Origin of the sequence: Echinicola pacifica DSM 19836 (assembly GCF_000373245.1) — a bacterium.
Taxonomy (GTDB): domain Bacteria; phylum Bacteroidota; class Bacteroidia; order Cytophagales; family Cyclobacteriaceae; genus Echinicola; species Echinicola pacifica.
In genome coordinates this window covers 781,236-799,983 of sequence record NZ_KB890739.1, presented here as the reverse complement: position 1 = coordinate 799,983, position 18,748 = coordinate 781,236, and the positions used below count along the sequence as shown (strand labels likewise).

Genomic DNA, 18,748 nt, shown 5'->3' with positions numbered 1-18,748 from the left:
TACAAGCAAAAGAGCCTGAACCTCGAAACCAATCACTACTCTACCCTAAGTCCATAGGCTTGGATGGCGTTGCCATAATATAAATCATAGGCAGTCAATACCGATTGCTCCTCAAGATAGCGATCATAGATATGAACAAGATCTGCATAGGAGCCTCTCATTTCCGAAAGCGTCCAATTACTTCCATAGAGCACTCGTTTTGGACCAAAGGCCTTGACCACCTGATCTATAAATTCCCTATAAAAACTCGGCTGAGTAGGTGCCGGATTTTGGCCTGAGAGGGTGTAAAGCATGGATATCTTAATATAAACATTGGGTATTGCCGCGAGTTTCTGCAGCCGATTATTCCAGGTAGAGGGAACAATTTTTCCTTGGCTGATTTTTCCGCCTCCCATATGATCGATGATAATGGGCATATCCGGATAGTGCTTTGCGATATTTTCTATCGCCGCCAAGGGCCCTGCATTCTCTCGTAACTCCAGGACTAAGCCTCTCTTTGCCAATTCCCCAAGCTTCTCCAGTACCAGATCATCCCCAAGATCAATCGGCTGGTCGGGACGAATCCGTATTCCCCGAAACTTCTTATTGGCGGACAGCCGATCCAAATCCCCTATATAATGCTCGTCTCTCGGATCCAGGTTGGCGATGAAGGCCAATAAGCTGCTGGACTGATTGACAATATCCATAAGCCAGAAATTATCTTCACGCCGCTTGCTCGCTTCCACCACCACCGCAAAGTCCAGCCCTGCGGGCGAGGCGATATCCAGGAAATCCTTCTCCAAATGTGGGTAATAGATCTTCTTATGCTTTACAGGGTCCAAAAAAACGCTACTTCCTGGCCGCTCTGTGTCATACAAATGGATATGTGTATCTATCCGCATTGGTGCAGCACCGCCGGTTTCCTGTGCTTGAAGTGGATTAGAAAACCCCGCCCCAACGCTTAGCATCACCATTATCAGCTTTATAATCCTTGCCATTTTTATTTTATTTTAAGGTATATCATTCCCAAGCCCCTAAGTTTTAGCCAAACAAAGCCTCTCTTTTCTTAAGGCTATTTGCTTCGGTAGCCCATTACTACTTATTCCCCAATTCAATGGACGACAGGGTTCGGGAATAAACATCTTTTTATGGGCATCTCAATTGATAGTTAATAAGCGAACAGGCCCGATTAATCCTGCTTTGTCCAAAGTTTTTTCACTCGCTGCGGGTGGATTAGTGGTCCATGTTTTTTTATTATCCGCGCTGCGGGTATGGTCATAGATCAATTGGTTTCTCCAGGTGTTGGTCACCTTGATCGTCAAATCATTAGTTCCGGATTTCAGGTGTTGACTGAGGTCAAAGATATAGGGAGGAGCCCAGCGGACGGCCACTTTTTGGCCATTGCACCATACTTCGGCAATATTCGCCACCGCTCCCAGGTCCAGCTGCATCATTTCCCCCAGGTTATCCACGGACAGTTCTTTGGTATAAGTTACCGTACCCGAATAGTGGCGGATAGCCTCATCCTCTAGGTCGGTCAAACTCATAAGTTCATCCATTTGAAGCTCCCTAGCAGTATCCCAATCTCCTTCAAAGGCAGCCGACCAGTTTTCCTGTAATGACCTCTCTTTCACACTCACCTGAATCTTCCGCGTTCCGGTGCTGGACTGAACCTGGTATTCCCCTGCTTTGGTGAAATAAATCCCGTCATCCTTGAGGCGAAGCGTGGAAGTTTCTCCTTCAGGATGCTGCTGAGACCAGCCACTTTCCGCGCTTAAGATCGTCTGCTGGCCGGAGGTGATTTTAGTGGCGAATGGCTTCTTATCTCCTTTTGGAAACACGATAATCTGACTTCCACTGGCATCCAGAGAAAGGGCCACCTGGGTTCTGCTACCCTCCTTAGTCCAAACCAAGGCGTCATGTTGTGCGCCGGTATAGGCATCCCACAGCTGAGGATAGCCCTTTTGGGTCCTGAAGCTCAGGGAGACGTCTATTGCATTTGGGCTTTTGGAGGAAACAAAATAAATATCTGCCTCATCCGTCTGACGGTGAATCCAGTCGATATCCAGCCCTTCTGGCACTATGAGGTCCTGCTCAACCTGCTCGGCTTGCAGCACCTGATCCACAGACATGCCCCAATACACTTTTCCTTTGCCGACGTTTTGGCTGCCTCGCTTGGTCTTCCCCCATAGCTGGTCAGAGATTTCCTGAAGGAGCATTATATCCGCCTCGCCATCCATCAGACTTGGAGAGCTCATCGGCTTATCTCCAAGGATCACCGCCCCATCCAGCACCAATTCCTGAAGCTTTTGGAGAGTCTTAAGAGTCATTTCTTCAGAATCTCTCAGCATAATTATTCGGTATTTCCCTGCGCCCTTTACGCTTATTGCCCCCTGCTCCACCGATAGGCGGCTTTGCAGGATCTCAGCATTCAGGTAATCATATCGGTAGCCTTCCGGGAAGTCATTCAGATCAAAAGGAGGTCTCTCCAGATGGTCTCCCAGGTACCATAATACATCGGCCACGTATTCTCCTTGCTGCAATACATATTGATTTCTGCTAAGGTAGTCCACCCAATCCGCCATATACTTCCACCAGGTCTGCTGTCTGACCAGTGGAAAACCAATATTCCCACCAAAACTAGAACCTGGATAGACTTCCTTCTGCGGAGTATGCGAAAAGGTGTGAAACACCAAATGATTTACGCCTTTGGTGAAATTATAATCGATGAGGTATTTGACATCAAAAGGATGCTCATTCCACTGAACATCCAGCTGGGTGCAGGCCTCCGCAGCCAACAAAGGCTTATCATATAAGTGCATGGCTGAGGCGGCGGAGAGAATAGGTTTCGCAAATTCATTCTGATTGGATGGTGCCTTGGGATACCAAAACTCGGTCATGGGTATATCGCTAACTCCGTAATACCGCATTGGGTCCACCGGCAATACCTCGCCGCCTGCTCCCTCTGTATAAACTAATGCGCCCATCTCATGCGCTATCGTAGCAAAATGCTCAAAGAAATTCTCTACAATAACATCATCTGTGGTCTGCCTCAAGTCACGTAAAAACTTGCTGGTAACTTCTGGGCTTTCTATGATATAGCCCATGGTGGCGGGCAAATAGGGGCTCATATCGTAGCCTCTTCTTGTCTTAAACTCCTCCAGCATGCCTTCGTCATCTATGGTCCATGTGGGAATAAAACTTTCCCAGCTGTCGATCAATAATCCATAAAGTTTCCCCTCACTGATAGGGCCTCCATCTTTGATCAGATCACCGATCATCCCATTCCTGAGGTGATTCTCAATGGCGGTCTTGTCCATTTTGCTCGCTTCCCAGCCTGTGGCCTCCGGAACGGCCGGTTTATTGGTCCGTCGCATATTGATATGACCAAAGCGGATAAGGGTCCAGCTGCCAGCAGGAACCTCCCACGTCAGGCGCCCAGAGTCGTCTAGCTTATCGCTGAGGTCAAGAATGGTTTTTGGGTCAATATATGCCTCCTGAGTATAATGGTTTTTACTTTCCTTCTCCAACCCACGCAGGGCTTTAGCAGCCTTAGCCTGATGATTATGGGTTCGTGACTGGCCAGTCAGCTGGATGGAGCTCGGCAAAATCGGATGCTGCCCTTGGAAAGTCAATATAAATTCCCGAGCGCGGGTCTCTGGAACGGCAAGGGTAAGATCATACTGGCTATCGGTCCAATTGGCTGTGGGAATGGCTAGGGTGGCGACTTCCTGAAGTTCTCCATCGATGAAGGCCTGCACCTTGACTTCTTTTTCCACCACTGGATATTGCCGATCCATAATCATGGTACGAATAGGGGACAATTTGATGGATCTAAGGCTAACTTCTTCCTCAAACCCAACCTTCACCCAGCTGTGTTCCCCATCAATATCACTGATCCCCTTTGCTGCAAAAGCTTTTAGAGAATCAGGTAGATCTTTTGCATTAAAATCTAAGGTTTTTCTGGGATCAAAAATCATTTCCCAGGGAACCACAGGATTATTACTACTAATAGTTTTGGCAATATAATACTCATTTTCATCGCCTTGTGGCCTGGGGAAAGCCAATACACGGACCTCTTGATAATCAAAATCCTCCGTAGGATAGCGCTCATCCAAAGCCAACACCTCATCATAATGCTGCCCACCCTCAAGCTGGTAAACGGTCTCCACCAGTTCCCGCTGAGCCTCCTCCACGGGCACCCATGGCCCGCCGGTCATCGACCAGCCGGGGCAGTTCTGCATGGTAAACTTCAGTCCAAGACGCTGACACTCATCGGCAGCATGCCTGATCATATCCTCCCACTCATCAGACAAGATCTCCACAGGAGGCACATCCGGATAAGGCCTGCCATTTTTATTAAATAGATGTATCCCCTGAAGCCCGGCTGCTTTAATCGCTTCCAGATCTAGGGTCAATCCCTCTTTGGTAATATTGTTTCCATTGAGATGAAACCAGGTTTCGGGATGATAAGATCTATCAGGTGCCAAAAAGCCCCTGCTCAATGCTGCGAATCCTTCCGAATCCGCTGCCGCAGAGGAGGTGGTAGCCTGAATGTTTTCGGGGGATTTGCAGCCTACTAGAGAATGGGTGGCTGCGATAAGTAGAAATAAATAAAAATAGGACTTCATATTTGATTAGGGTCATTGGGTGTACTATTAAGTAAATCGGGGCTGTGATCGTCAATTAAATCAGAGGAAATCAGTATGGTAGAATGCCATTTCCCTCTTGGAATAATTTATTTTGAGCGAAGCGACCTAAGCTAATCCTGAAGGAACCGCAGGAACTATGGTGCTGCCCAAAACACTAGTAATGATCGACTGCTATCAATGATAATATGGTAGGGAACATCGACCCTCCCAACAAAAAAGACGGAAACAAGGCATGGCTATGGGGCTGAGCAGTGAAGCTCAGGGAATCATAACCATGCGATGCAGCAAGGAGGCAGCAAGGACTGAGCTATCTCCTAAATATCCAAGTGGTACGGAGACCAAGCCGTAATGGGCAGCTTGGGGGTCCTTTCTTGCAATAATGATTATTTATCCAATAATTGGATCACTTCACTTCCAGCCATCAAAAACGCTCCTGTTCCGAAGTTTTGCCAGCTATCCTGAGAGGCTGGTTCCGGGGAGGCCCCGATATTCTGCACCCAGCCGACTCTTCCATCTTCATGCTGACATTCGGCAAGAGCGGTCCATGCTTTTTTTACTGAAGGCAGGTAGGTGGATTGCTCCAATAGGCCATTGTTGATTCCCCAAGCAAAAGCGAAGGTATAGAATCCGCTGCCACTCACTTCACCATGGTCGAAAGACTCGGGGCTCAACAGACTGGTGCGCCACAGACCATCTTTATCCTGTAATTCTAGGATGCGGGCGGCCATGTCCTGGTATAGTTTTTCATAGAAATCGCGGTGCTCGTAATCAGAAGGCAGGTCTTCCAGCATCAGGGCGAGACCAGCTAGCACCCAACCATTTCCTCTGGACCAGAAGATTTTTTTGCCATTGGCTTCCTTCTCATCCTTATCAGATCCGGTCCATACATAGCGGGCATCTCTAGCAAAAAGGTGCTCTTCCTTATCGTAAAGCTTATCGTACGACTCCATATAGAATTTGTGCATGGCCTCTAGGTAGCTATTATCCCCGGTATGCTTAGCATATAAGGTGATCACGGGAGGAGCCATAAATAAGGCATCACACCACCACCAAAGGATGTCCTGCACCCCGCCTTTTTTGGCTGGATTGCTCCATTGATTGGGGACATACAGGTGCTCATTGATGAACTTGGTAGTGGGTGCAAGATCCACCATACCCTTGCGCTTTTCTGTCATATCCACGTACAGATAGCTATAAGAAATCGCGATATCATCGGCATGATATATCCTATCATAGGTATTCCAGTCATTATTATATCCAGCGGTTTTCAGGGCCGCCATATACATCATATCATTGGTGGCACGATGCGCACGGGCCACACCGGTATAGTAGGCGCCATTGGTCCAGTCGGTGGGGGCTGCAGCGAAAATCGGATGGGCTTCCTGCCATTCTAAGGCTGCTACCATATCCGCTTTGATCTCTGCTTTATCCAAGTTGCCTTGGGCAAAGGCATTTCCTCCGAGAGTCATCCCGAAAATCGCCATCATGGCGATATTTTTTTTGAGGTAAGAAGGTTTTGTCATTTTCTACTTATTATGGGTTACTTAATTGAGCTTGTATTATTAATTTGATTTCCTATTTCTATCCAAAATCCATCCTGAATAGATGGCGTATTCTATGAATTAGTCATTCCTCTTTTTGCCTATCACGACATTATTGCTGGCATTCACCTGAAGGGCAGTATCCGACCACTCTACAAAAACACTCATCGGCTGCATATCCGAGGAACTAAGCTTCAGCTCTTTACAGTCAAATAGCCTACCTTCTCCGATATAAACATGCTGCAGCCTCCTCCGCTCTCCATAGGTGATAACCGCAAAAGCCCCCTCAAACCGGAAATTCATCCCCGTATGCACGTACTCCTCCTCCTTCCCCTGACTAATGATATATTGGGTAAGTATCTTATTATCAATTTTGCTCACCACCTTAAAGCCCTTAAACACTCCCCCCGCTTCAAGTTTTTCGACAGACTGTATGCCTGAGCTCAGGCCATTTTTTTCGGTAGGCTCAAAGATCAGTGCAAAAGGTTGGGTCCAGGCCTCGCCCTGCTGGCGTATGACTAAGGTAGGCGTCGGCAGCTCGTCATAGGGCTTGGGAGATTCGAAGGTCCTCGGTGCCATGACTTTGGTATATTCCCGGTCCACATTGCCAGGGATATAAACCTTCATATACCGATCGTATCCAGTCAGCTGATTGATCTCAAATCTTGCGGTCAGCTCCGACTCATAAATCCCAGTGCTCATCACCTCCTCAAAAAAATGCCAACCTGGATTTCGGTAGTGCTGGTTGGGTTTATAATCAGCCTCCTCATTTTCTTTATAGCGCTTAGGCTCGGCCCTTAAGGTGAGTTCCTGATTCAGAAACTCCAAGCGGTCCCCAATATTATGGTACAGATAATCATGGTATTCCTCCTCAAGGGAGGATTTTGATCGGAAGATATCCATATAATAGCCTGTGGTGGGCGAGGTGCGGATCAGGGCCATGGTCCTTTCCTGCTGCGCTTCGGCCTTATCTCCCCTATCATCCACAAAGCCCGTTCGGCTAAAAGAGTGATAAGGGGACCGAGCATTTTCCTTAGGCATGGGCTCCATAGCGATGAGTTCGGTGGTATTGATCCCTAGATTTACCCAATCGCCCTCCCCCTGGCTGGCGCCATTGACCACCACGGTATTATGGGCGGCAAATAGCCGGGAGTAATTTTCGTGCAGATCGGTTCGGTAAGCACCTCTCCCTTGGTCCACACCTAGTACTTCCCCTAGCCCATAGAGCTCCATATCCATCCCACTGGCATGGCCATGCACCATTTGTGCTCCACCCACAAAGGACATCAGTCCAAAGTGAGGATTGCCGGTACTACTCAAATTTCTTTGTAAATACAGTCCTGCATGCGGAAAGTCGTCCGTCCTGGGAAGGCTTAACTCCTCGAAGGGAAAGTCTTTCGTCTCCTCAATCCATAGCAATCTTGTGGGCTGCAGGTACACCGACACAGGACTTGTACGCGGGCCAAGTTTGGCTCTGTCGTATTTCCCTTTCCGGATGGCTTCGGTAAGCAGAGGCCCAAATTTCCTGGTGAGTTTAGGAATGTCTTCTTTCTGTCCGAGAAGATAGGCCATATCATAGCCCTCATAAGGCTCCTCAAAATACCGATGGCCATCACCGAATCGGGCTATATCACCATTGGGATACCTCAGGCTGTTCCAGCGGTCTATGGACAAGGGGATCTTATAGTATTCTCTGCCAAGCTTAAGCCTAAAATCATAATGATCAAGGAGTAATATCATGCGGCTGGAATATTCGGCTACTCCATTGGAATATTGGGAAGTTTCGGGATATACATCGCCTTCATTCTGGTAGGATGCGGCAATATCCGGAAGGGCATCCTGCTTGCTTGTGCCTTCTTTGATATAAAAATCCAGGTATTTCTTTCTCAAGGACAAATCCTCCAACGCTAGTGCATTGTGCACGAGGCTAAAGGACTCCAGTACCGACCAATTGGATCCGGTATGGCCATGTTCTACTGCTAGTCGGGCATAAGTCAGGAAGAGCGCTTGTGCTTTTTCAATCGAAAAATCCACCATTCGATCCTGCCCGAGGTCGTAGGCTTTAGGATTTTGCGCCAAAAAACCAGCAATAAAATCATAGATGATAGGAAGCTGTGCCCCTATCACCCGCGCTTCACGCAGGTGATCATCAGGATATACCCAGCCGCCATTTCCGGTAGCTGAGCTGGGCTGCAGCTGGTGGATTCCCTCCACATAAGTATGTAGGATATCCAAGGCAAACTGTGCATAATCCTCCTCCCCGGTAAGGTAATAAAGAATGCCAGCGTCTATTCCCATCTGCAGATACTGATTGAGAATGGACCTCGCCCCGCTATTTTCCTGGCTGAAATCCAGAAAAGTTTTTAGCGGCGGAATATTTCCATTTACCTGCTTTGACCAGTCCCAAGGCATCTGTCTTAGAAACTGGCTGGGAGAGTCCATGTACTGGTTCAGCTCCTTATCCAAGCGATTTTTATAGGCTTCATAAAAATCTTTTGCCCAGGGCTGATTTTCTATTTTCTGTAGAATCTCCGCTTTATCAGACTGATTCACCCATATCAGGGGTCTGTCAGAACCCTGAGCGATGGACTCCTGACCCTCAGCAAGCAAAATCATACAGGCTAAGGCCAAAACCAAGCTACGCATTATGTTTTAGTTATAGTTTGGAATATAATGCTCTCCCCATCAAAAGGAGTTAATAACCAACTGAATGGTATGCTTACCTGGTTTCAGTCTGACCATATTGAATGCAGAAGGCACTTTTTCACCATTATGGATGATATCCTTGCCTTGCATATCGCTGAGTGAAAATTCAGCCAACATATTGGCAGGGATTTCTATTTCATAAGTTTGCAGCCTCGCCCCCTGGTAGGTATAGGTTCCCTTGATGGTGCCGCGGACGGTGGGTACTTCCACTGTACTGTTTTTCAGGCTGCTCATCTGCGGGTGGATGGTGGCGATGCCAAATCCCGGAGTCTTTGGTTTGATTCCCCATAGTCCTCTTGGGATGATATTGGCAGGTACTGCGCCCCAGGCATGGTTCCAGTCCAAGTTACTTTTGAATTTATTGTCCCAAGCTTCCAGGGTAATGGTGGAGCCAATGCGTATCATATTATACCAACTTCTCTCGCCGGTATCAGTAAGTAATTCCAAGGCATAATCGGCTTCCCCAGCTTCATATAAAGCATCCATCAAATATTGAGAACCATACACGCTGCAAGCCATTCCTCGGGATTTTACAAATTCCAACACGGAATCCTTATACTCATCAGGTACCAAACCAAAGGCCAATGGAGTCATATTCGCATGCAAGGAAGCATGGTCAGTCCCTATGCCATCGATATATACCCCTCGTTCTTTATCAAACATCTGCTCATTTACCGCTTTCTTCACCTTGGCTGCTCGCAGCTCAAAATCCATAGATTCCTGCGTCCTGCCCATGATCTTAGCAAACTCGGCCATGATCTTCATATTCTCAAAATAGAATGCATTGATCATGGTATTATAAGGTTTGAAGACAAATCCATCTTGCTCCCCGAGCATGGTAGTGTCTCCGTTGAAACCTGCAGGAGGCCAATCGACGATATCGGATAGCTTCTTACTATAGCCTTCCTTAAAGCCCAATTTCAGCATATATTCATGATCCACCTTGGTAGAAGTGATCAGTCCATCTTCATTGGCCAGCTCATATAAGGTCTTATACTTCAATGGCTCATAGTATTTTTTGATCAGCTCGGTATTGCCGGTGTACATATAATCTGCATATAGCATCAAGGCCACATGCTGCTGCCACTCGGTAGGCCAGGTGGGATGCTCCATAAAATACTCAATGGTCCTTCTGGCCATCGCATATTCTGCATCCGTGGTATAATGGCTCAACTGGTTGAGGTAAGCATCGGCTTCGTAGGGGATACGCTCCCGGTCACCATCCACATATAAGCCATTGAAAGTGGTGGCTTTGATGGAGTATTTACACAATTCCCACACTTGATTCAGGATATCATCCGAACTCATAAAAGAACTGGCCTGATCATCAAAATAAGTATGGTAAGCCAGCTGAGTAAAATCCTCTGCCTTCATGGGGCCTTGGGCTCCCTCCACTTCTGCATACCTAAAAGGCACCAATACGGGTGTTCCTTCTGGTAATGGAAGGGCTTTATTGGGTAAAGTATTCTTGATATTTTTGTGTACTGGCAGCTGGTATTTGGTCTTATCCGGACTCACAGCCACCTTGATTTCCTGATAGCGGATATTGCTTTTGGCAGGTGGAGTACGGTTTACATACTGGCCATCCACCATCTCACCGACCCTAAAGACCAAGGTGTCGGCCTTGGTGGTTTCATAATTAAATTCCATCGTGGCAAAGGCATCCTTACCAAAATCCATGAAATATACCTCCCCACGCTTCTCAAATACCTGAGCTTTAATCCTGCTAGCCTCCTGGATATTGGCTGTGGAGATCATATAGTCCTTACTTTCACCTATGGTAAACTCCTGTGGCTCGGAATAATCGAGCAGGCGATTACCATCATCCCAAATGCGAACTTTCCAATAATAGGTCTGTCCAGCTTTCAGCGGATCGCCGGGATACTCCACATTCGAGGAGGCATCGGAGCGCACCTGAGTACTGTTCCACACGTCCCCCTTATTGGCATCGATAGATTCCTTGCTGGAAGCCAGGAGAATCTGATAAGCCGACTGGTAATTGGCTGCTTGCGGGACCTGCCAGCCAAACTCTGGCTTCATATCCAGGACCTTCACGCCTCTGCTGGGCTCACGGATCAGCTCCACGGTCAGGTCGGAAGGTGCCGCCCGGAAAGCATTGCTGTTTTTCCGGATAAGCTCATCGCATTTGGCACGTAAAGACCGGGCCACCTCCTGGTATTGGGGATCATGGATCAGGTTGTTGATTTCCTGGGGATCCTTTTTGATATTATATAGTTCTTCTGCTGATTTATCATTCACATAGCGGAAATATTTCCACTCTTCTGTACGCACCCCTTCACTAGGCGGGATCTCACTGAATTCCCATATATGCTCAATAAGAATGGTATCTCTGTCGATATGCTTTTCCTGCTTATTGACGAGGGGCATCAGGCTCTTACCTTGCCAAGCCTCTGGACGAGCCACTCCCGCCAGATCGGCGATGGTAGAGGTCACATCTATATTAAGCACCATATCTTTGATATCCTGGTGCTTGTCCACTCGTGGATCATAAATAATGAGGGGCACTCGGATGGAATTATCATACATCAACCACTTTCCAGCAAGCTGACGTTCGCCTAGGAAGTAGCCATTATCGCCCATCACGATGATGACTGTATTTTTATCCAGGCCTTTTTCTTTCAGCTTCTCACGGATCTTGGCTATCTCCAGGTCAATACCTGCGATCATACGGTAATATCCCTTAAGGCTGTGCTGGTACTTTTCCTCCGTATCATATCTCCAGGTCCACCGTAGGCGGTTGAAGCCTTCTCTGACGAACTGAGGTTGTGCTTCGAAGTATTTGTCATCTCCAAGCGCTGGGGCTGGGATGCTGGTGTTTTGTAGGAGCTGGTCGGTGGTGGACTGCCAAAAATACTGATCTGGCGCACCATCATGGGCATGAGGTGCGCTGAAGCTGAGCGACAGGCAGAAAGGCTCATTCTGGGGAGCCTCCTCAATAAAGTCAATCGCCTGCTGGCCTGTATAGCGAGTCAGGTGGACCGTGTCTCCATCTATTGTTTTATAGTAATAGCCTCTTTTATCCTTATATTGATTATTACGATCATAGGATTCATAGACATCAAATTGCTTTTCGAGATCGTCATAGCGGACCCCGAATTTACCATAAAAACCTGTATAATAGCCATTGTCTTTTAGCAGCGTCGGGTAGGCATCATTCATATATTCCTCCCGGATATTTCCGGTTTGAAAATTATAATTATGAGCCCTTTCATGAAGTCCGGTAAGGATACTGGCCCTACTGGCCGCACAAATCGGGGTGGTCACCACGGCGGTTTCGAAATAGCTGCCTGATTTGGCCAGATTATCCATTTCGGGGGTGTTCACATATTTATTCCCCGCATATCCCAAAGCATCATAGCGCTGGTCATCCGTCAAAATAAAGATAATATTAGGCCGCTCTGTGCCGTTATTATTTTGCTGGGAAAATACTACATTCTGGCCGCCGAGGGCTACTAGTAGGGTGAATAATACAATAAATTTTTGCATTAACTTTTGGGTATTTTTATTTTTTAATTCTTAAACAGATATGCCCCACTCCACAATTGCTGTCACAGAGTCTTAAAAACCATGCTCACGGGCAAATACTAAACTACGCTAAATTATTAAAAGGTCTATCCTGTATCCTTATGGGTTTGGAAAAGAGCAAAGATTTAGGGCTGAATGGGTATAATAGTTAATCCTAAAACAAACCATCATAGCATCATCACACCAGCAAATGAATATAGTGCCTCACCAGTCTCTCCTCCAATTGGTAAGTCTTCCCTCATAATAAGCTAAAGCGTGCGGAAGGGAGTTTATATCCCTAAAATAAATAATTTAATTATGGTTTAAGGCTTCCAAAGCCCTTCTTTTCCCTATTCTGAAGAGTATTGCCGAGGGTATAGCAATTGGCTCTAGCCAAAAGGGTAAAAAAAGAAGCAACCTTGGTGCAAAACATCAAGGTTGCGTTGGTAAACAATAAACCCCTATATTAAATGAAATGTCTTATATTTTTTTTTGATTATAAAGAAGAGTTATCATTGCCCCAGGGGCAAAATAAAACCCTCAATAACAGCTGGTAAACCGCCTAAATGCTTCCTCTGTCGATGAAGCTAAAGAAGTTTTGTACCGCTTCACATTTTTTCTTTTTGATCATATAAGCTGCAGAATCCGCCATCACCTCAAAATCTGTAGTCATCACGGATATTCCCAAGACCTCCTTCAAAGGGGTGTCATTATAGGAGATCACTCCCAGACCATTCCCCAAATCTATCGCTCCATCCCTGGCCTGCTGCAGGAAGCTAATCAGGTCCTCCTCATCAATAATGATATAGGCATCCTGAGGGCGAAACTCCATATCCTCATAGATCCTATCGATGACCTCATACTGGCAATTGATCGCTTCGCAAAATCTGATAAATCCATTTTTGATCTCCTGTGGGTAGGGATACACTGGATTCTCAGGAAATACCAAAGTGACCTTCTCGTACTTTTTGAGCTTGTGGATGCCGTCTTGAAGGGCGAAATAAATATCGCTTTCAAAATCCTGGTATATGCAGGGCACGCTGTCCTCCAGCTCGGGCAGGTACTTGTCCATTAATAGTAATTTTTCTGAAGGCATCCGTTTAAAATATTGGATGACTTCCCGAACCTTGTCTGGTAAACCGCTGAAATGTGGCATCACCACAATATGCTCATAGGCCAATACATTCTCGTCCAGAATGACCTGCAGATAGGCCGCATTACAATGATGAACCCTAAGGTCCACTTGGTAATTTGCACCCAAAGCATCGACAAATAAGTGATATAATTTCAGCTTATAACTGCTTAGTTTATTTAGGACTATCAGTACTTTAGTCTTGGCCAGATTTACATTTCGAGTCACATAAAACCCCTTGCTCATCACAGAAGTGACGATTTTCTTCTCCTGAAGATAGTTGAAAGCCCTGACAATGGTATCCCTCGCCAAGCCAGTCCCCTCACGCAACTCACTGATAGACGGCAGCTTCTCCCCCACCTGAATATCTCCCCTCTCTACTGCCTCTATAAATATGGTGGCCAGCTGGCGGTATTTTGGTACCCGAGAATGCTCATTTATATAACTTTTGAATAATTGCGTTTCAGTCGTCATGACTATAAGGGTTTTGGGTAATTATAATAATCCGCACTAAGCAGTCCCCAAAGTAGCCTTCTCACCTCCTCTACCTGACAGTCCAAAAACAGGGTTTCCTAAACGATTATTTCTCCCCACTTTCCTGATAGATCGATCTTCCTCCTCCATAGATATACAGAATACCTCCTGAATATCTACACAAATGAAATTCATCTTGTGGTTATTGTTACTTGGGTATAAAGTAAATATAAAAAAGGTTTTGGCTGAAAGTAACCTGTATCCTACTAGGTGTGCCAAATTAAATCTATTAAATAATCCAAAGCCCTACAAAAAGCAAGGAGATCCAAGCACACAAAATTTAGAAGGCTGTGACAAAAAAATCAATTTTCGAGGAAGGTAGCCTCCTTATAAAAAGGGCTATAAAAGCAATTCATAGACCTTTTAGGCGGATTTAATAAGGGAATAAAGCGTACCCTCTCTTTTGTCTAAAGGCCTACGATCAGATCGAACCTCTATTGATAAGTGTAAAATTATTTTTGATTTGGTCTCTTTTATTAGAGGAAATAAATTTTTGGGCGATCTTACCCATTTCCTCAAAATCCGTGGTGATGACGGTGATACCAAGGAATTTTTTCAGGGGGGTATCATTATAGGAGATCACCCCAAGATCAACACCTAAGTTCAGCCCATTGGCCTTGACCTGGCTGATGATATTCACAAGGTCATTTTCTTTGACCACAATAAAAGCATCTCCAGCCTGCATCTCAAATTCCTCCTCCGAGCTGTCAATGATCTCAAAATCAAACTTATACTCCCCACAAAATTTCCTGAAGCCAAACTTAATTTCCTGGGGATGAGGATACAGAGAGTTATCAGGAAATATCAAAATCAGTTTCTCGTACTTCACCAAGCCTTCTTTCGCTTCTGTCAAAGCATGGTAGATATCCATTTTAAAATCCTGATAAACGGTGGCGACGTCCTCTCCCAATTGGTCGAGTTTATTGTCCATAATAATCAGTTTATTAAGAGGGATTTTCCTTATGGTCTCCAATACCCGGTCACTGCAGTTTTGATGGTAATTTTCATCATCCTTGAAGTGCGGCATCACGATGAAGTAATCATATTGGCCCAGGGACTCATTTACCTTATTGATAAAGAGCTGCTGATCGCAATGATAGACATAAAAATCCACCTTCACTTCGGGACCAAATTCCCCCAAAAAGGCCTTATAGATCTTAAGTTTATAATCGCTGAACTTGTTGAGAAGAAAAAGAATCCGTTTATAGCCCACTTTCAGGGTGTTAGCGATGAAATAGCCACGGCCTTTTTTGGACTCTATGACGCCTTCTTTCTTGAGAATATTATAAGCCTTCTCCACAGTATCTCTCGATACATAATAATGCTCGCTCAGCTCATTGATGGATGGGATCCGGAAACCAATATCTAATTTCCCGTGGTTCACATCCTCAGTTATGGAATTAACAATTTGCCTATATTTTGGAATGCGGGAATTAGGCGCAATCCTGATAAAACTCTTATTTTCCATATACTTTTTATTTTTAGCTGGCGCAATAGTTATAAATCGATCCTCCAGAGATGCAATTAGGTGAAATTTTTGAGAAAAGCATCCTGCTTCCTCCCCATTCTATAAGCTCCATTTGCAGGGATATTCACCAATACCTTGAACCATAAGGTTCTATCGAAAACGGTCATTTTCCTGCTCCCTCCAAAATGGGCTCAGCGTTCAATTTCGCCAAAGTTTTTCATACCGTCAAACCAGTCCTATAGATTTACCTGCCTATTTCCGCCTCTGAGGCCTCGAATCCTGGCCTATCCTCTATCCCATACCGAGGATCTAAATGGCCGCTTCCTTCTACATAATTAACTTCATAAAAAGCTCCTTCTATCTTATCCCCAAAAATAAAGAGGGAAGCCGACTGACGACTCCCCTCTTTTTCTATTACTCTGGCTCCAATAGTATAGGGCCATATCCGAAGTTATTTAGCCTCAATCACTAATTCGGGACTTAGTTGACCTGTTTCGCTGACTATTATATTATCCTCGGTTAACTGGATCATCCGCCAGTGATTAGTAGAGTTTACCAAGGCAGCTGTCTGTACCTGGACCAGGTTATTGCCCGAAGCCTGCGGATAATTCTTAATGATGCTTTTATGATGGTGTCCCGCCACCACCAGCTTACACGAAGGGAACTTCTCTAAAATCTTATAGAAGGAATTATTTTCTGCCACCTCCGTGGAGAAGGGAATATGCATAAACAGAATTTCTATGTCCTCATCTGATTCCTCCAGTTCATTTGCCAGCCAATACTCCTGTGGCTTGCTGATATAAGGAATGCTGGTATCATCCTCCGGATCAAACTCATAAAAGCTATCGTCCAGAAAAATAAGCTTATAGGCAGTATTCCCTACCTGCACAGACCGACTAAAGTACGTTCCATTCTTAAAACAATCCAAATTCCTAATCCACAATGCCCGCGCTCGCTCGGTATAAAACTGATTATGCAAAAGCTTATATTCCAAGGTATCATTCCACTCAAAAGTAAACGTTTCATGATTACCCATCGTCAACAGTAGCGGTAATTCATATTCATCTATCAGTTTTGAAAATTGACGAGTCTGGATATCCAACATAGATCCGTCCTCCACCTCGGATTCAAAGAAATCTATCAAATCACCTGTGGCCACTATCATATCACTTTGGGTTTGCTGGGGCACCGTTTCCAGAAATTCACGAAACCTGGCCTCTCCCAGATGATAATCCTTCTTTTGACGGTAATCCATCATTTCCCGGATATAGGCATTTTGATTAAAAATCACATGCAAATCGGTGATGTGGAGTATGGACAGGGTGTCCTGCTGAGCCATTCCTGCCCGACTCTGAAGCAGCACCAGCAAGAAGAACCCTATCATAAACGGGGCTGAACAAATGAAATTCGTTCGTTTATTCGTCTTATTTATTGGGAAATTTTTCATATTTATATCGTTAATAACCAGGGTTTTGAGAGAGATTGCTGTTTATATCTATTTCCTGCTGTGGAATTGGCCATACTTCATCTTTCATTGCCTGATACATTACCTCCTGGGTGGTGAAATACTTGCTCGCTTCTCCTTGATCATATATAGGAGAGTAGTTTTCATCAATATCAATCAGCACTTTTTTGGTCCAGGTATTCCCTTCCCTATTTAAGTATAAAGCACCATTCATCAGCTCCTGAGCGATGCCCCATCTTCTGATATCATACCAACGGAGGCCATCATTACTCAATTCGATTTTGCGCTCATAGCGCAAAGCAGACCTCAGTTCAGCCTGTGAAAGACCCTGAGGCAAAGCTGGCATGCCCGCCCTAGACCTAATTTGATCAATCGCCTCATAGACTGATGCATCGATATTATTGGCTTCTATCCTGGCTTCAGCATAGATGAGCAATAGCTCAGCATATCGAAATACCCCTATATTCAAATCCGAAACCCCGCGGGAAGAATTGGTTTGATAATCGGCATTATCGGTATGTTTTCGCCATAGATAACCGCTAAAAGTTCGATAGGCATTTTTAGCATCATTATTCGAAACCATGGAAGGGTCGGCGCTTAGACCATTTATTATCGGCCAATAGTTATTGACCTGATCGAAGGCGGTATTGGTCTCAAACTGGAATCCCATAAGTCGTGAGTGAGGCCTCGCACAATATAAATCCAGGCGAGGATCGCGATTCTGGAAAGGGTTTTCATCATTGTATAAGGGAGATTGATGAATAGGAAGGCCATCCAGACATTGGAAGGAATCAATGAGATTTTGGGTAGGGCCCCAATAACTACTGCCTTTCCCTAGGCGGGAAGCCATATAATAGCCTTGGTTATGCGTATTTCCTGCAATATTTTGATTGAATTCAAATACCCAAATCCACTCCTTGCTATTCCTATACCCTTCATATCCAAAGATATTGGAACATTCAGGTTCTCCAGCTTCATGCCCCTGGTTAGAATAATCCATGGAATGGTCAAAAGGGGTCAATTCATAAACGCCATTCGAGAGTTCGATTGCCTTTACGGCAGCCTCACCAGCAAGCTCAAACTGCTCACTATATAAGGCGACTCTTGCCATAAGCATATAGGCTGCAACACTTCCCACGCGCACATTCCCAAAAGTGGACTGGGACACAGGAAGGTAGTCCGCCACCGCGCTCATCTCATCAATTATCCACTGCTGGATTTCTTCCTTGGGAGTTCTTGCAACAGCAGCATTATCTAGGCCCAGGGAATGAAGTACCAGGGGAACATCCCCATAGAATTCTATCAATTTAGAATAAGAGTAAGCCCTTATCACTCTCAGCTCAGCATCGATCTGATTATATTGTTCCAAGGGGATATTAGCTTTTATATTTTCCAAATTATCCAAGACGGTATGGCAGCGAGCGATACTTTTATAGTACAATTCCCAGGGCTTTATGGCCAGGGCATTGTCGGTGGTCAGGGAGCTGGTGATTGATGACGTATAATTATTGCTGGGGCGGGCATAGCCGATATCGGTAATATTATCCACGACATGCAAGAAAGGCGTATTGGCGGCGTCCAGAAGGGTGAGTCCCTTATACGCGGCCAATAAACCCATGGTAGCCTCCTCTTCCGTGGCAGGGAAGGTGCCTGTGGTGGGGCCATTTAGCGGAAGTCGGTCCAAGTCGCAACTCGCAAAGACGCTTAGTGCGAGTACAAATATTAGTAGTGATGATTTTTTCATGA

10 protein-coding genes are annotated in these 18,748 nt (G+C 45.5%); all 10 read right to left on the bottom strand.

Annotated features, from left to right (window positions below; all coding sequences use genetic code 11):
* Positions 1-35: 35 nt before the first annotated feature.
* On the bottom strand, positions 36-977 hold the full coding sequence (locus tag B050_RS0107915; protein WP_018473372.1) for an amidohydrolase family protein: 942 nt from the start codon (positions 975-977) through the stop codon (positions 36-38).
* Positions 978-1,136: 159 nt separating this feature from the next.
* Positions 1,137-4,610: a glycosyl hydrolase gene (locus B050_RS0107910; protein WP_018473371.1), complete on the bottom strand. Its 3,474-nt coding sequence runs from the start codon at positions 4,608-4,610 to the stop codon at positions 1,137-1,139.
* Between the two features lie 404 nt (positions 4,611-5,014).
* Entirely contained in the window at positions 5,015-6,154 is a 1,140-nt protein-coding gene (locus tag B050_RS0107905; protein WP_018473370.1) for a glycoside hydrolase family 88/105 protein, read from the bottom strand.
* 99 nt (positions 6,155-6,253) lie between these two features.
* On the bottom strand, positions 6,254-8,818 hold the full coding sequence (locus tag B050_RS22120) for a heparinase II/III domain-containing protein (RefSeq protein WP_052308738.1): 2,565 nt from the start codon (positions 8,816-8,818) through the stop codon (positions 6,254-6,256).
* Between the two features lie 39 nt (positions 8,819-8,857).
* Positions 8,858-12,385: a sulfatase-like hydrolase/transferase gene (locus B050_RS0107895; protein ID WP_018473368.1), complete on the bottom strand. Its 3,528-nt coding sequence runs from the start codon at positions 12,383-12,385 to the stop codon at positions 8,858-8,860.
* A gap of 580 nt (positions 12,386-12,965) precedes the next feature.
* Positions 12,966-14,009 (bottom strand): GntR family transcriptional regulator, encoded by a 1,044-nt coding sequence (locus B050_RS0107885; protein WP_018473366.1) that lies wholly within the window; start codon positions 14,007-14,009, stop codon positions 12,966-12,968.
* Positions 14,010-14,045: 36 nt separating this feature from the next.
* On the bottom strand, positions 14,046-14,204 hold the full coding sequence (locus B050_RS23395) for a hypothetical protein (RefSeq protein WP_018473365.1): 159 nt from the start codon (positions 14,202-14,204) through the stop codon (positions 14,046-14,048).
* Positions 14,205-14,490: 286 nt separating this feature from the next.
* Positions 14,491-15,537 carry a GntR family transcriptional regulator gene (locus B050_RS0107870; RefSeq protein WP_018473363.1) on the bottom strand — a complete coding sequence of 349 codons (1,047 nt, stop codon included), beginning with the start codon at positions 15,535-15,537 and terminating at the stop codon, positions 14,491-14,493.
* A 451-nt stretch (positions 15,538-15,988) separates the two neighbouring features.
* Positions 15,989-16,984 carry a metallophosphoesterase family protein gene (locus tag B050_RS0107860; RefSeq protein ID WP_083923247.1) on the bottom strand — a complete coding sequence of 332 codons (996 nt, stop codon included), beginning with the start codon at positions 16,982-16,984 and terminating at the stop codon, positions 15,989-15,991.
* 10 nt (positions 16,985-16,994) lie between these two features.
* A complete protein-coding gene (locus B050_RS0107855; RefSeq protein ID WP_026235731.1) occupies positions 16,995-18,746 on the bottom strand; it encodes a RagB/SusD family nutrient uptake outer membrane protein in 1,752 nt (583 codons plus the stop codon).
* Positions 18,747-18,748: the final 2 nt, after the last annotated feature.

Excerpts from the sequence above, each read along its gene's own strand:
- B050_RS0107915 (WP_018473372.1), bottom strand. The coding sequence starts at position 977 with ATGGCAAGGATTATAAAGCTGATAATGGTGATGCTAAGCGTTGGGGCG.
- B050_RS0107910 (WP_018473371.1), bottom strand. The coding sequence starts at position 4,610 with ATGAAGTCCTATTTTTATTTATTTCTACTTATCGCAGCCACCCATTCT.
- B050_RS0107905 (WP_018473370.1), bottom strand. The coding sequence starts at position 6,154 with ATGACAAAACCTTCTTACCTCAAAAAAAATATCGCCATGATGGCGATT.
- B050_RS22120 (WP_052308738.1), bottom strand. The coding sequence starts at position 8,818 with ATGCGTAGCTTGGTTTTGGCCTTAGCCTGTATGATTTTGCTTGCTGAG.
- B050_RS0107895 (WP_018473368.1), bottom strand. The coding sequence starts at position 12,385 with ATGCAAAAATTTATTGTATTATTCACCCTACTAGTAGCCCTCGGCGGC.
- B050_RS0107885 (WP_018473366.1), bottom strand. The coding sequence starts at position 14,009 with ATGACGACTGAAACGCAATTATTCAAAAGTTATATAAATGAGCATTCT.
- B050_RS23395 (WP_018473365.1), bottom strand. The coding sequence starts at position 14,204 with ATGAATTTCATTTGTGTAGATATTCAGGAGGTATTCTGTATATCTATG.
- B050_RS0107870 (WP_018473363.1), bottom strand. The coding sequence starts at position 15,537 with ATGGAAAATAAGAGTTTTATCAGGATTGCGCCTAATTCCCGCATTCCA.
- B050_RS0107860 (WP_083923247.1), bottom strand. The coding sequence starts at position 16,984 with ATGAAAAATTTCCCAATAAATAAGACGAATAAACGAACGAATTTCATT.
- B050_RS0107855 (WP_026235731.1), bottom strand. The coding sequence starts at position 18,746 with ATGAAAAAATCATCACTACTAATATTTGTACTCGCACTAAGCGTCTTT.